This window comes from Acinetobacter sp. UBA3106 (assembly GCA_002365595.1).
In the GTDB taxonomy this organism is placed as follows: domain Bacteria; phylum Pseudomonadota; class Gammaproteobacteria; order Pseudomonadales; family Moraxellaceae; genus Acinetobacter.
In genome coordinates this window covers 105,766-120,165 of record DFAM01000009.1, presented here as the reverse complement: position 1 = coordinate 120,165, position 14,400 = coordinate 105,766, and the positions used below count along the sequence as shown (strand labels likewise).

General features: G+C 44.1%; 11 protein-coding genes and 1 riboswitch. Of the genes, 10 read left to right on the top strand and 1 reads right to left on the bottom strand.

Annotation, left to right across the window (positions count from 1 at the left end; genetic code table 11):
- Window positions 1-149: 149 nt before the first annotated feature.
- A complete protein-coding gene (gene ftsZ / locus B4C48_RS03210) occupies window positions 150-1,340 on the top strand; it encodes a cell division protein FtsZ (protein WP_291354174.1) in 1,191 nt (396 codons plus the stop codon).
- Window positions 1,341-1,464: 124 nt separating this feature from the next.
- A complete protein-coding gene (gene lpxC, locus B4C48_RS03205) occupies window positions 1,465-2,367 on the top strand; it encodes a UDP-3-O-acyl-N-acetylglucosamine deacetylase (RefSeq protein WP_291354173.1) in 903 nt (300 codons plus the stop codon).
- A 97-nt stretch (window positions 2,368-2,464) separates the two neighbouring features.
- Here the strand turns inward: lpxC and B4C48_RS03200 are convergent, their stop codons facing one another.
- Window positions 2,465-2,905, bottom strand: coding sequence for a DUF721 domain-containing protein (locus B4C48_RS03200; RefSeq protein WP_291354172.1), 441 nt, complete (start codon window positions 2,903-2,905; stop codon window positions 2,465-2,467).
- A 107-nt stretch (window positions 2,906-3,012) separates the two neighbouring features.
- Between B4C48_RS03200 and B4C48_RS03195 the strand changes: the two genes are divergently transcribed.
- The 8 genes from B4C48_RS03195 (at window position 3,013) to glmM (ending at window position 14,400) form a co-directional block, all read left to right on the top strand.
- Window positions 3,013-3,714 carry a M23 family metallopeptidase gene (locus B4C48_RS03195; RefSeq protein ID WP_291354171.1) on the top strand — a complete coding sequence of 234 codons (702 nt, stop codon included), beginning with the start codon at window positions 3,013-3,015 and terminating at the stop codon, window positions 3,712-3,714.
- 257 nt (window positions 3,715-3,971) lie between these two features.
- The gene (gene aceE / locus B4C48_RS03190; protein WP_291354170.1) at window positions 3,972-6,686 is read left to right on the top strand and encodes a pyruvate dehydrogenase (acetyl-transferring), homodimeric type; all 2,715 of its coding nucleotides are present in this window, start codon (window positions 3,972-3,974) and stop codon (window positions 6,684-6,686) included.
- 2 nt (window positions 6,687-6,688) lie between these two features.
- A complete protein-coding gene (locus tag B4C48_RS03185) occupies window positions 6,689-8,725 on the top strand; it encodes a 2-oxo acid dehydrogenase subunit E2 (protein WP_291354169.1) in 2,037 nt (678 codons plus the stop codon).
- Between the two features lie 182 nt (window positions 8,726-8,907).
- A riboswitch (yybP-ykoY riboswitch) is annotated at window positions 8,908-9,050 on the top strand.
- A gap of 73 nt (window positions 9,051-9,123) precedes the next feature.
- Window positions 9,124-9,699 carry a TMEM165/GDT1 family protein gene (locus tag B4C48_RS03180; protein WP_291354168.1) on the top strand — a complete coding sequence of 192 codons (576 nt, stop codon included), beginning with the start codon at window positions 9,124-9,126 and terminating at the stop codon, window positions 9,697-9,699.
- A gap of 182 nt (window positions 9,700-9,881) precedes the next feature.
- Window positions 9,882-10,679 (top strand): MBL fold metallo-hydrolase, encoded by a 798-nt coding sequence (locus B4C48_RS03175; RefSeq protein WP_291354167.1) that lies wholly within the window; start codon window positions 9,882-9,884, stop codon window positions 10,677-10,679.
- A 96-nt stretch (window positions 10,680-10,775) separates the two neighbouring features.
- Window positions 10,776-11,141 carry a YkgJ family cysteine cluster protein gene (locus B4C48_RS03170; RefSeq protein WP_291354166.1) on the top strand — a complete coding sequence of 122 codons (366 nt, stop codon included), beginning with the start codon at window positions 10,776-10,778 and terminating at the stop codon, window positions 11,139-11,141.
- A gap of 335 nt (window positions 11,142-11,476) precedes the next feature.
- Window positions 11,477-12,943, top strand: a complete 1,467-nt coding sequence (gene guaB, locus B4C48_RS03165; protein ID WP_291354165.1) for an IMP dehydrogenase — start codon at window positions 11,477-11,479, stop codon at window positions 12,941-12,943.
- 125 nt (window positions 12,944-13,068) lie between these two features.
- Window positions 13,069-14,400 carry a phosphoglucosamine mutase gene (gene glmM, locus B4C48_RS03160; RefSeq protein ID WP_291354164.1) on the top strand — a complete coding sequence of 444 codons (1,332 nt, stop codon included), beginning with the start codon at window positions 13,069-13,071 and terminating at the stop codon, window positions 14,398-14,400.

Genomic DNA, 14,400 nt, shown 5'->3' with positions numbered 1-14,400 from the left:
TTGGGAATATTGTAAGGAAGTTGTACGTCTAACGGCTTGCACTTGACAAGCGTGTAGTTGGGCAGCATCCTAAACTCAATTTTTATTAAGATCAAGGCAGTATACGGGCTTAAGTGACTGCCAATTACGAATTAGGAAATCCAAAGGTCATGGCCTCATTTGAATTTTTAGAAGATGATCAAAACGATAGCAACGGTCAAGCCCGTTTCACTGTATTTGGTGTTGGTGGTGCTGGTGGTAATGCTGTGCAACACATGCTTGAATCCGACATTCAAGGGGTAAAATTTGTTTGTGCCAATACGGACAAACAGGCTTTAGACCGCATGAATGCTCAATTCAAAATCCAGTTAGGTGAACAAAGTACGCGTGGTCTGGGTGCTGGTGCAAATCCGCAAGTGGGTCAAACTGCTGCTGAAGAAAGCCGCGAGTTGATTCGTCAACATCTGGAAGGTACAGACATGGTGTTTGTTACTGCAGGTATGGGTGGTGGTACAGGTACCGGTGCTGCGCCAGTTGTTGCTGAAATTGCTAAAGAAATGGGCATTTTGACCGTAGGTGTGGTAACTACACCCTTTAACTTTGAAGGTAAGCGTCGCCAGCAATCTGCTGAAAAAGGCATTGAAGCTTTGGAAGCGCATGTTGATTCTTTAATCATTATTCCTAACCAGCGTTTGCTTAAAGTATTCCGCGATATTTCAATGAAAGACGCGTATAAAAAAGCCGATGACGTATTGCTCAATGCGGTACGTAGTATCTTTGATCTTGTGGTTCGTCCAGGTCATATCAACCTTGACTTCGCCGATTTGAAAACTGCCATGAGTACGCGTGGTTATGCCATGATGGGTGTGGGTTCAGGTCGTGGTGAAACCCGTGCGCGTCAAGCTGCTGAACAGGCTATCCGTAGTCCACTGCTCGATAACGTAACGATTATGAATGCCAAAGGCATTTTGATTAACGTGACTGGCGGTGATGATGTGACCTTCGGTGAAATTGAAGAAATTACCGATGTAGTTAACCAGATTGTCGATTTAGATGAAGGTCAGGTGTTCTACGGTACGGTATTTGATCCAGATGCACGTGATGAATTGAGCGTAACGGTGATTGCGACAGGTTTGACCCGTAATTCAGCAGATTCAGCAGAGACGGTGAAACGTCCATCAGTACAGTCTGCAACACGTCCTTCTAATCATGTGGCGCATGCGGTGGTTGAAGATGATGATGTGCCCGCCATTCAGCGTCAGCAAAATGAGGCGGCAGCCACACCATCTCCAGCAGTGGGTTCAGCACGTCCAACGCCAATGAGCATTCAAGATTACTTGAAAAATCAGCAACGTAAATAAAGAAAAATCTATGCAATCTGCATAAATTCAACAGAAAAGGTAGTCTTGCGGCTACCTTTTTATTTTTTATCAATGGCTAAATATGCTAACGTATAGCGGTTTGATGAGCAGATGATAGAAAAACATGTTGAAACAACGTACCCTACAGCGTGTCGTGAAAGCGAGCGGTATTGGTCTTCATAGTGGGCAAAAAGTCTTAATTAACTTTGTGCCGCACCATGTGGATGGGGGAATTGTATTTCGACGTATCGATTTAGATCCGCCGGTGGATATTCCAGCAGATGCACTGCTGATTCAAGAAGCCTTCATGTGTTCTAATCTGGTTCAGGAAAATGCCAAGGTAGGTACCATTGAGCATGTCATGAGTGCCATTGCAGGTCTGGGAATTGATAATCTGATTATTGAAGTTTCGGCTTCAGAAGTTCCAATCATGGATGGCAGTGCAGGTCCATTTATTTACTTGCTGATGCAAGGTGGATTACAAGAACAAAATGCAGCGAAAAAATTTATAAAAATTTTAAAACCTGTAGAAGCATTGATTGATGATAAACGTGCAGTATTTCATCCTCATGACGGCTTTCAACTCAACTTTACGATTGATTTTGATCATCCCGCATTTAAAAAAGAATATCAGTCTGCAACCATCGACTTTTCTACCGAAACTTTTGTCTACGAAGTCAGTGAAGCACGGACTTTCGGTTTTATGAAAGATCTGGATTATTTAAAAGCCAATAATCTGGCCTTAGGTGCCAGTCTGGAAAATGCCATTGGGGTGGATGAAACCGGTGTAGTTAATGAAGAAGGACTTCGCTTCTCGGATGAATTTGTGCGTCACAAAATTCTGGATGCGGTAGGGGATTTATATCTCTTAGGACACCAGATTATTGCCAAATTTGACGGTTATAAGTCCGGTCATGCCTTAAATAATCAATTATTACGCAATGTTAAAAGTGATCCTGCTAATTACGAAATTGTAACATTTGATGACATTAATCAATGTCCAATTTCTTATGTCAGTGTGACATAAGTCATTGTCTTTTAATGCAAGCGTTATAATGTAACAAAAGGGACTGTTAAACAGTTCACATATTTTTTTTCTTAATTCAATGGTATGCCTGTATTGGTTACTTTTTATTGCTTGCCAAACGTAGCATAGCTTGGCTAAGCTTAGAGTCGCTTACAAAGTCAGCAGCACCGCGAAGTAAGTCTTGAGTATCTGGACTAAGGGATCTGGACAGAGATTGGGGTTTTATTGGGGTTTGTGTTTGAATTCTTAAACGTACTTGCATTTTTTGCAGGTCTTTAAATTCAGGCAATTGCGACAATTGAGTAATATATTGCTTTTGAAGATATGCAAGTTGACTAATCATGGCTTGATTTGCACCTGTTATCGTCAAAATGCCATGTTGATAACAAACAACTTGCCATTGCTCCGGTTGGGGCAATATCGGTTGAATGAGTTTTGTGAGTTTCTGCCATGCAGCAACTTGTGTAGAGAGAAACGTAAAGTTTCCTGTTTTTAAGTGTTTTCTTGTTTGTTGAAAGACGTTCACTGGTTCCGACATACATTGTTCCTACATATTTATGTCTTAATCTTACGCACTTCTTTTAGTAGATATCAAGGAAGAGATCACGCAAGGACATTGATTAAGAACAGTCAAAAGAGGTTTTTATGCACACGCGACGTATTTTATTAGCGTTTTCATTGGCAGCTTCTGCCGCATCTGTAGCTTTTGCAGATTTAGTCGAATTAAATCCTAACTCTAACAATGCATCGGTAGATCGCATTGAACAATTAACCCGTACTTTAGCTCAAGGGTCTTATGCAGAATCAAATGATATTGATATTCCTGCTGAAACCCGAATGAACGTTCAATTACGTAAAAAAACCACTGAATTAAACAACGAATCTTTAGCAAAAAAATACGGTTCAGCAAGCTCAAAAACTTATTCTGGCAATGCCTACTCTTGGTTGGTGTCTCATCCTCTTCCAGAGATGAAACGTGTAAGCTCAAACTATGGTGGCCGTACTATGGGCGGTCGTGCTGAAAACCATTCTGGTTTAGACTTATCTGCACCAAGTGGTACACCTATTTATGCAACTGGCCCGGGTGTAGTCACCAAATCAGGTTGGGGTACAGGTTATGGTCAATACGTGGAAATTAATCACGGTAATGGTTATTTAACCCGTTACGCACATGCGTCCCGTTTGATTGCTCGTGTTGGCGATCGCGTCGATGCCGGTGAACATATTGCCAATGTCGGTTGTACAGGTCGTTGTACTGGTCCACACCTACATTATGAAGTGGTTAAAGACGGACAACGCAAAAATCCTTCAACTTATCTAGCAATGTTGCCATACGCCTTAAAATAGTCTGTGTTGATTTCGTTAAAGAATGGAAACCTATATCTTTATAGATTTCACATATAATACTATCATTCCCCAGAATACTTATTGTATAAAAAACCGCCTTTATTGGCGGTTTTTTGTTTTATTGTGTAAGTATTAGTCAACGAGTATTTATTATCTAAATAATAGTGGTATTCCGTATTCAGCTGTAGCAATAACTGATGGCTCCTAAAGTATGGTACATATAGAGACTATAAATAAGCTCAAGGAATAGGTGAAATATGGCGTTTTATGGTGATACCGATGCGCAAGAAACCCAAGAATGGCAAGACGCGTTTGACTCGGTTTTGCAGCACATGGGTACGGAGCGAGCTGCCTTTTTATTAGAAAAGCTCTATCAGCGCGCGATTGCCAAGCATGTTCCTATTCAGCGTTTAAATACTCCTTATCTCAATACCATTTCAGTGGATGAAACACCGGCGATGCCAGGTGACCAAGATATGGAACGCCGTATCCGTGCACTGATTCGCTGGAATGCTTTGGCGATGGTATTACGTGCCAATAAAACCGGTGACGATCTGGGTGGCCACTTGGCAAGTTTTGCATCTTCTGCAACCCTATATGATGTTGGTTTTAACCACTTCTTCCGTGCTAATAGCGATCACTTTGGTGGCGACATGATTTATTACCAAGGACATTGTGCCCCTGGTATTTATGCACGTTCATTCCTGGAAGGTCGTTTGACTGAAGAGCAACTGAATAATTTCCGCCGTGAAGTAGGTGGTAATGGTTTGCCAAGTTACCCGCATCCGTACTTGATGCCGGATTATTGGCAATTCCCGACCGTATCGATGGGTCTGGGTCCGATCATGTCGATTTATCAGGCGCATATTCAAAAATACCTGATGAACCGCAGCCTGATTAAAGAAGAAGACCGTAAAGTCTGGGCTTACCTCGGCGATGGTGAGATGGATGAGCCAGAAAGTACAGGTGCGATTTCACTTGCTGGCCGTGAAAAGCTGGATAACCTGATATGGGTGGTGAACTGTAACTTACAACGTCTGGATGGTCCGGTACGTGGTAACGGTAAAATCATTCAGGAACTTGAATCTTTATTCCGTGGTGCCGGCTGGCGCGTGATTAAAGTCGTATGGGGTCGTCATTGGGATCCATTACTGGCCAAAGATGAATCAGGCGCATTAAAAGCCGTGATGGAAGAAGCGGTGGATGGTGATTATCAACGTTACCAAGTAAAAGGCGGTGCATATACGCGTGCACACTTTTTTGGTAAATACCCAGAAGCTGAAGAACTTGTTAAAGGTTTAAGCGATGAAGATATTGATAATCTGAACCGCGGTGGTCACGATCCATACAAAGTTTATGCTGCCTATGCTGAAGCGATGAAATCGACAGGTCAGCCAACCGTAATTTTAGCGAAAACAGTTAAAGGTTATGGTCTGTCTGAAGAAATTGAAGCGGTGAATAAAACCCACCAAATCAAGAAAATGCAGCTTGAATCACTCAAGTATGTACGTAACCGTTTCAACCTGCCATTTACCGATGAGCAGCTTGAGGAAGTGCCATTCTACCGTCCAAGTGAAAACTCGCCTGAAATTAAATACATGAAGGCGCGTCGTGAAGCATTGGGTGGTTATCTGCCTGCACGTCGTAAAGAAAGTGAAGTTTTGGCAATTCCAGAACTTTCAGTGTTTGATGCTGTATTAAAAGGCTCAAATGGCAAACAACAATCGACTACTATGGTCATGGTCCGCTTAATTTCAGCGTTGCTGAAAGAAAAAGCAATTAAAGACCGCGTGGTTCCGATCGTACCGGATGAAGCACGTACCTTTGGTTTAGAAGGCATGTTCCGTCAGTTGGGTATTTATGCTGCACATGGCCAGAAATATACTCCTGAAGACCAAGAACAGCTGATGAACTATCGTGAAGCTAAAGATGGTCACATGTTGCAGGAAGGGATTAACGAAGCCGGTGCGATGAGTGCATGGGCAGCCTTGGCGACCAGTTATTCAACCAATAACCTGCCAATGATTCCAATGTACATGTACTACTCAATGTTCGGTTTCCAGCGTATTGGTGACATTGCATGGGCCGCGGGTGATGCGCAGGCACAAGGTTTCTTGCTCGGTGCAACTGCAGGCCGTACCACATTGAACGGTGAGGGTTTGCAGCATCAGGACGGTCATTCGCACATCCTTGCCAACACCATTCCAAACTGTGTCTCTTATGATCCATGTTTCGGTTATGAACTTGCGGTGATCGTCCATGATGGCTTGCAACGCATGTATGTCAATCAGGAACGCGTGTTCTATTATCTGACGGTAATGAACGAAAATTATGAGCATCCTGAAATGCCACAAGGCGTGGAAGAAGGCATCAAGCGCGGTATGTATCTGCTTGAACAGGATGATAAAGCCACTGTTCAACTGATGGGTTCAGGCGTGATTCTTCGTGAAGTGATTAAAGCGGCGAAAATCTTGCGTGATGAATACCAGATTCACGCGAATGTATGGAGCGTGACCAGCTTCAACGAGTTGGCACGTGATGGTATGGCATGTGAAGAATACAACCGCCTGCATCCATTGACCGAAGAAGCGAAGGAATCTTGGGTATCTCAACAATTGCGTGAAACTGACGGTATTGTGGTTTCTGCAACCGATCATATGCGTGCATACAGTGAACAGATTCGTGCCTATCTTCCGGACAACCGTCCATTCGTAGCCTTAGGTACTGATGGCTATGGTCGTTCAGATACACGTGGCAATTTGCGTAGTTACTTCGGTGTAGATGCAGCGCACATTGTCGTGGCAACCTTGAAGAAACTGGCCGATGAAGGCGAAGTGGATGCACGTTTAGTCAAAGACGCGATTTCAAGCTTTGAGCTAGATACTGATCGTCCTGTCGCTTGGGCACCTCAAGCACATCCAGAGGTTCAAGCAGTTGCCGACTATAAAGAACAATCAGGTGAGGAGAACTAAGCATGCAAATCAAAACACCTGATATTGGAGTTGATCAAGCCACTGTTGCAGAAATTTTGGTCAAAGTGGGCGAGAGTGTTGAGATTGATGACAGCCTGGTCTTACTTGAATCGGATAAAGCCTCTGTTGAAGTGCCCAGCACTTCAGCAGGAATCGTAAAAAGTATTACGGTTGCAGCAGGCGATGTGGTGTCAGAAGGTTCAGTGCTGATTGAACTGGAAGCTGAAGACGGTTCAACAGGTGTAGTTGAAGCCCAAGAAGCAGATGCTTCACAAAAGACTTCGGAAAATACCCCGACTTCTTTACCTGACCAGGAAATTATGCAGGAATTGTCTTCACATCAGCCAAAGGCGACTCATGCGGTTGAACAGCCTGCTCAAGCAGCTGCCACCTCAAGCATTGTCGAGGTGAAACTGCCGGACATTGGGGTAGAAAAAGCACTGGTCGGTGAGATTCTGGTTCAGGTCGGTGATCAGATTGAAGTAGATCAAAGCCTCGTGGTGGTGGAATCTGACAAGGCGACTGTCGAAGTGCCGAGCACGGTTTCAGGCACGGTTGAATCTATCGAAATTAAGGAAGGCGACTCGGTCAAAGAAGGCGTGCTGATTCTTAAAGTGAAAACTGCTGGATCAGCACCTGCCACTCAAGCTGAAGCTGCAAAGCCAGAAGCTGTTCAGGTTGCACCTGAAGCCAAAGCCGGGTCAGCACCACAAGCGGCTGCGGCGCCTGCAGGTGAAATCGAAGTTGCTGTACCCGACTTGGGTGTGGACAAAGCTGCAGTAGCGGAAATTCTGGTTCAAGTCGGCGACACGGTTGAAGCTGATCAAAGCATTATTGTGGTTGAGTCAGATAAAGCCACCGTTGAAGTGCCAAGCCCATCAGCAGGGGTGATTAAAGCCATTCATGTTGAAGTGGGCCAGAATGTCTCTCAAGGGATTGCCTTGGTGACTATTGAAGCAGCAGGTCAAGTTAAAGCGGCTTCAACTCCGGCGGCTAAAGCTGAATCTGCACCTGCGGTTAAAGCAGAAACCACTACAAAACCAGCGCCAGCAGCACCTACCTCAGCACCTGTAGAACAGGCACCGGTCCAATCGGCTGATAAGCTGAGCAAAGAGCAGAATGCTGCCAATGCCAAAGTATATGCAGGTCCTGCGGTACGTAAGCTTGCTCGTGAGTTGGGTGTGGTATTGGCTGAAGTGCAAGCATCAGGTCCACATACGCGTTTGATGAAGGAAGATGTTTTTGCTTACGTGAAAACACGCCTCACCGCGCCTCAAGCTGCTCCTGTAGCTGCTGCGGCGGTTCAGGTGGCAGATCTGCCAAAACTGCCAGACTTCTCTGCATTTGGTGGGGTTGAAGAAAAAGCAATGACACGCTTGCAACAGGTTTCTGTACCGCAGTTGTCGTTGAATAACTACATTCCACAGGTGACTCAGTTTGACCTGGCCGATATTACCGAACTTGAAGCTTGGCGCGGTGATCTCAAAGCCAAGTTTAAACAGGACGGTATTAGTCTGACGATTCTGGCTTTCATTGCCAAGGCAGTGGCTCATCTGTTGAAAGAAGAGCCTTATTTTGCAGGCCATTTGGCGGATGATCAAAAATCGGTACTGCTGCGTAATGAAATCCATATGGGGATTGCCGTGGCAACACCGGATGGTTTGACAGTACCGGTACTGCGTAATCCAGATCAGAAATCAATCAAGCAAATTGCAGTTGAACTGGGTGAACTGAGCAAGAAAGCACGTGACAAGAAATTGTCACCGAAAGACTTGCAAGGTGCGAACTTCACCATTACCAGCCTGGGTTCAATTGGCGGTACAGCATTTACCCCATTGGTAAACTGGCCTCAAGTTGCGATTTTGGGGATTTCACCTGCAACCATGCAACCGGTTTGGAACGGCACAGGCTTTGATCCTAAGCTTATGTTGCCTCTATCTTTGTCTTATGACCATCGCGTGATTAATGGTGCAGATGCAGCCCGCTTTACCAATAAACTGACCAAATTGTTAGCTGATATTCGTAGCTTATTGCTCTAATCAGTTTATAAAGTGCGAATAAGATAAACCCTGCTTCGGCAGGGTTTTTTTATGGGCACGGACCATTCAAAAAGTTGAGTCGTCTTGCGTTTTAAGTATGAGCCTTTATTTTTTTTAATGCGCTGTTTTAAAAGGCTGAGCTTAAAATAATTTGATAAAAAATTGCTTTGCGATTAAAATCAACCCACTTCATTGGGGAGTAGCCGCTTTTTACGCAATGTAAAAAGGTGATGGTCAACATAATTGTTCCGCAGAACATGGTCATCATAGCAAAGAACCAATTCAGCTTTTCTCAAAGCTTTTTTTGTTGGCAAGACCTTTGATTTATCACTCTGCAGATTTTTGGCTAGCAGGAGCGATAAGTCATCGGCAAATTTTGCTAGCCAGAGAAAGACCACATGTATGAACTGCTTATTTCAACCGCTATTGTTGCCCTTGCAGAAATGGGGGATAAAACTCAGTTATTAGCCTTGTTACTGGCTGCCCGTTTTAGAAAACCTGTTCCTATTCTACTTGCCATTTTACTGGCAACCTTATTGAACCACGGTATATCGGCTGTGCTTGGTCAGTGGATTACTACGGTCCTCAATCCAGATGTGTTGCTATGGATTGTATCGGTTGGCTTTATTGCCATGGCACTCTGGATGCTGGTTCCAGACGAGCTTGAAGATGAAACCGATAATATTAATAAATGGCAAAAATATGGCGTGTTTGGGGCGACTTTTGTACTGTTCTTCCTGGCGGAAATAGGCGATAAAACCCAGGTGGCGACCGTTGCTCTGGCTGCACGTTTTGACAGTGTGTTCTGGGTGATGCTAGGGACCACCATTGGGATGATGATTGCCAATGCACCGGCGGTATTTGTGGGGAATAAGCTGGCTGATAAATTGCCAATTCCACTGATTCATAAAATTGGTGCCAGCATCTTCTTGATTATTGGTGTTGCAACTTTGATACAACATTATTTCTTCTAAACTTGAATAGTGTTAAAAAAATCCTGGCATTTTAGTCGGGATTTTTTATTTTAAATGAATCACAATTTACTGATAAATATAACAATATTTTCATACATATTGGTTGTAAATTCACACAATACCCTATAAGTTGTATGGCATTAAAAATGCACTTTTATCACGATTTTTTTGGGGAACAGGTTATGGCATTTGACCGCACGACATCACAGGTGTTGTTTGATAATGGCACGCATAAATGTATTAGTTTTACCAGTCTGGTCAAAGGTGAAGGGGTACAAGCCAATCAGTTTCTAATACTAGATAATGAACGTGCCGCAGTGCTGGATCCAGGGGGTGACTTGACCTATGTTCCACTCACCATGGAACTGAATAAATATACCCGCTTGACCAACCTTGATTATGTCATGGCATCCCATCAAGACCCTGACATTATTACTTCTATGCCGCGCTGGCTGGTCTATACCGAGGCCAAAGTGGTGGCGTCTAAACTCTGGGCACGTTTCTTACCGCACTTGAACTCGGCCTTCATGAGCGACCGGATGAAGGGCAACTGGCTCGACCGTTTGATTGAACTTCCAGATCATGGTCAGGTCATTCCATTAGGTCATGCAACCATTGTCGCTGTTCCGGCACATTTCCTGCATTCAGTCGGTAATTTCCAGTTTTATGACCCGATTGCCAAAATTCTGTTTTCCGGCGATATGGGCGCGTCTATGGTGGAAGATGCAGCTAAACCGCTGGAAAATTTTGCCGCGCATATTCCAAAGATGAAAAGCTTCCATCAACGTTATATGTGTTCCAATAAGGTGATTCGTCTTTGGGTGAATATGATTCGTAGCATGGATGTGGAAATGATCGTGCCACAGCACGGTACGCCTTTCATTGGAAAAGAACAGGTAAATCAATTCTTGGACTGGATTGAAACCTTGGAATGCGGCGTCGATTTAATGGATGAAACCGTATTTACCTGTCCTGAATAATGACCGTCAGATGCATGAAAAAAAGCTTGAGTTAAACAACAACATTTTTTAAGATTTTCGCACTAAAAATAGTTTAGATGACGAGAATTTATAAGAATGTTGTCTCAAGTACTCACGCAGGATGCCTGTCTAAGTTGTGGCGCGTGCTGCGCCTATTTTCGCGTTTCATTTTATTGGGCAGAAGGGCTTGCCATGCTTGAACACTATACCGAACCTGTAACAGCAGTGTATTCGTGTATGGCGGGAACCAATCAAAAAAATCCACGCTGTATTGCCCTGACAGGTGAAATAGGCAAGCAGGTGAGCTGCGGCATGTATGAGGCACGCAGTTCCTCGTGTAAAGAAGTCCAAATTGCCGATGAGCAATGCAATAAGGCAAGACGGGCGCATAACATGATCCCTTTTGTGCCGCTTGAATCTTTCGAGTCGACCAACGATGCAGATTTTGATCAGGTTGTTTAACAAGTAAGCCCGGGATTTAAGTTCAAGCAGAGTGAAGACTCTGCTTTTTTATTCTTTATAGCTTTTTAAATGCAATATCTATCTTCTATAGGTTATTTAATAACAGTGAAGATACTGCATCGTTTTAGCAGTTTGATGCAGAGAGAGGGAATTCCAGCCAGCCATTCTTAAGGGTTAATAGAGCTAAGATATGAGGATTGATCCATTGGATGAGGGCAGTTTTTCTTCGCATTTTGTGCGTCAATTACCCGAGATAAAAATAATTTTTGAATTGCAATGAAATTTAGGGCTAGATTTGTTTATAATAGCGCACGGAAATTACCAGTGAGACTGTTATGTTGACCATCGTTCAAGAAGCGCTAACCTTCGATGATGTCTTATTACTCCCTGCCTACTCAACTGTTCTCCCAAAAGATGTCTCCTTAAAGACACGCCTAACTCGTGGCATTAACCTGAATATTCCTCTTGTGTCAGCAGCTATGGATACGGTGACTGAATCCCGTATGGCGATTGCAATGGCGCAAAATGGCGGTATTGGTATCTTGCACAAAAACATGGATATTGCTGCGCAAGCTGCAGAAGTACGCCGTGTGAAAAAATTTGAAGCCGGTATGGTGAAAGATCCGATTACCGTGACTCCAGAAACTACCGTTCGTGAACTGATTGCAATCACTCAAGCCAATAACATCAGCGGCGTGCCGGTTGTTAAAGATGGCAAGGTTGTGGGTATTGTGACAGGTCGTGATACACGTTTCGAAACCAATCTGGAACAACCTGTTAGCAATATCATGACAGGTCAAGACCGTCTGGTGACTGTTCGCGAAAACGAATCAAAAGAAAATATCCAGGCGCTGCTGCAAAAAAATCGTATTGAAAAAGTACTGGTGGTGGGTGATAACAACGAACTGAAAGGTTTGATTACTGTCACTGATTTCCGTAAGGCGGAACTTTATCCAAACAGCTGTAAAGATGACTTAGGTCGTCTACGTGTTGGTGCGGCAGTCGGTACCGGTGCAGAAACACCAAGCCGTGTTGAAGCACTGGTTGAAGCGGGTGTGGATGCCATTGTGGTCGATACAGCTCATGGTCACTCTGCTGGGGTAATTGAACGCGTACGTTGGGTCAAAGCCAACTATCCGCAAGTTCAGGTGATTGGCGGTAACATTGCCACTGGTGACGCGGCTCTTGCACTTCTTGATGCAGGTGCAGATGCGGTTAAAGTGGGTATCGGTCCTGGTTCGATCTGTACCACGCGTATTGTTGCTGGTATTGGTATGCCGCAAATCTCTGCAATCGATAGCGTTGCTAATGCATTGAAAGAGCAAATTCCTTTAATTGCTGACGGTGGTATTCGCTTCTCTGGTGATATGGCCAAAGCGATTGGTGCAGGTGCAAGCACGATTATGGTCGGTTCACTGATGGCTGGTACTGAAGAAGCACCGGGCGAAGTGGAATTCTTCCAGGGTCGTTACTACAAAGCTTACCGTGGTATGGGTTCATTGGGTGCAATGGCCGGTGCAACAGGTTCTGCCGACCGTTATTTCCAGGACTCTAAAGCCGGTGCTGAGAAGTTAGTTCCTGAAGGTATTGAAGGTCGCGTACCGTATAAAGGTCCTATGGGCAATATCGTGCATCAAATGATGGGCGGCTTGCGTTCTTCTATGGGTTATACCGGTTCTGCAACTGTGGACGATCTTCGCCAGAATGCGAAATTTGTGAAAATCACAGCTGCAGGTATGTCTGAATCACACGTACATGATGTGACGATTACCAAAGAAGCACCGAACTACCGTGTTGGTTGATTTTTAGTAATCAAATTCAGGAAAAGCCGTCATTTATATGACGGCTTTTTTGATTTTGGTGTAAAGTATTTACCGTAAAATGGGATGATCAATCTCCCTATAAATGTATAAAAAGCGAGTAGAAAATGAGTTATTTTGGAACAGATGGTATTCGTGGAAAGTTTGGGGAGCTTCCAATTACACCTGAATTTGCCTTGAGGTTGGGTTTTGCTGCCGGTAAAGTTTTAAAACAATCCACTAAAAAATCTAAACCCATTGTTGTTTTGGGTAAAGATACCCGCTTATCGGGCTATATTTTAGAATCTGCATTACAAGCCGGTTTAAATGCGGCGGGTGTATATGTGCATCTGCTTGGTCCTTTACCGACGCCTGCGATTGCCCATTTAACCCGTGCTTTACATGCCAGTTTAGGTATTGTGATTTCAGCTTCGCACAATCCTTATTTTGATAATGGGATTAAGTTCTTCTCAAGCGAAGGTAAAAAACTTCCAGACGAGATTCAGGAAGCGATTAACCAGGAACTGGAAAAAGAGTTAAAAATTGAAGATACCGCCAACTTGGGCAAAAGTGTGCGGGTGAAAGATGCCAATGGTCGTTATATTGAATTCTGTAAATCCACTTTTCCGTACCATTTTGACTTGAGTAACTTAAAAATTGTGGTGGACTGTGCCAACGGCGCTGCCTATAACGTGGGACCATCAGTATTTAAAGAACTGGGTGCCAAAGTTGTGGCACTTTATAATGAACCAGATGGCTTAAATATCAATCAAGACTGTGGTTCAACCCATCCGGAAAACCTGCAAAAAGCCGTGGTTGAACATCAGGCAGATTTGGGTATTGCCTTTGACGGCGACGCAGACCGCGTGATTATGGTGGATAAAAACGGTGAGCAAATTACCGGTGACCATATCCTTTACATTTTGGCGACTCAGGGCAAGCACAAGCCGGCGGGCATTGTTGGTACGGTCATGAGCAATATGGCACTTGAACTGGCTTTAGAAAAAGCCCAAGTTCCATTTATACGTGCCAGCGTAGGCGACCGTTATGTGTTACAGGCCTTAGACGAAAAAGGTTGGGTCATTGGTGGTGAACCATCAGGGCATATTTTGACCTTAGATAAAAGCACGACAGGTGATGCCATTATTGCTGCCTTGCAGGTATTGACTGTGATGGTGGAGCAGCAAAAAGCCCTGCATGAACTGGTTGAAGGTTTTAGCTTATTGCCTAATGTCTTGGTGAATGTTCGTCTGGCGGAAATGTTTGACCCGTATTCAGTACCTGCATTGGTGGCTGAATTTGATCAGGCCGAAACCCAGTTGAAAGGTCGTGGCCGTTTATTGATTCGTAAATCGGGCACGGAACCGGTCATTCGAGTAATGGTCGAAGGCGATAATCTTCAGGAAGTGACTGATTTGGCTAATCATCTTGCAGATAGTGTACGTGCTAACGCAGCTTAA

Bases quoted from the DNA above. Each gene is read 5' to 3' on its own strand.
- B4C48_RS03170 (WP_291354166.1), top strand. From the start codon at position 10,776: ATGTTGTCTCAAGTACTCACGCAGGATGCCTGTCTAAGTTGTGGCGCG.
- B4C48_RS03185 (WP_291354169.1), top strand. From the start codon at position 6,689: ATGCAAATCAAAACACCTGATATTGGAGTTGATCAAGCCACTGTTGCA.
- B4C48_RS03195 (WP_291354171.1), top strand. From the start codon at position 3,013: ATGCACACGCGACGTATTTTATTAGCGTTTTCATTGGCAGCTTCTGCC.
- lpxC (WP_291354173.1), top strand. From the start codon at position 1,465: ATGTTGAAACAACGTACCCTACAGCGTGTCGTGAAAGCGAGCGGTATT.
- glmM (WP_291354164.1), top strand. From the start codon at position 13,069: ATGAGTTATTTTGGAACAGATGGTATTCGTGGAAAGTTTGGGGAGCTT.
- ftsZ (WP_291354174.1), top strand. From the start codon at position 150: ATGGCCTCATTTGAATTTTTAGAAGATGATCAAAACGATAGCAACGGT.
- guaB (WP_291354165.1), top strand. From the start codon at position 11,477: ATGTTGACCATCGTTCAAGAAGCGCTAACCTTCGATGATGTCTTATTA.
- B4C48_RS03175 (WP_291354167.1), top strand. From the start codon at position 9,882: ATGGCATTTGACCGCACGACATCACAGGTGTTGTTTGATAATGGCACG.
- B4C48_RS03200 (WP_291354172.1), bottom strand. From the start codon at position 2,905: ATGTCGGAACCAGTGAACGTCTTTCAACAAACAAGAAAACACTTAAAA.
- aceE (WP_291354170.1), top strand. From the start codon at position 3,972: ATGGCGTTTTATGGTGATACCGATGCGCAAGAAACCCAAGAATGGCAA.
- B4C48_RS03180 (WP_291354168.1), top strand. From the start codon at position 9,124: ATGTATGAACTGCTTATTTCAACCGCTATTGTTGCCCTTGCAGAAATG.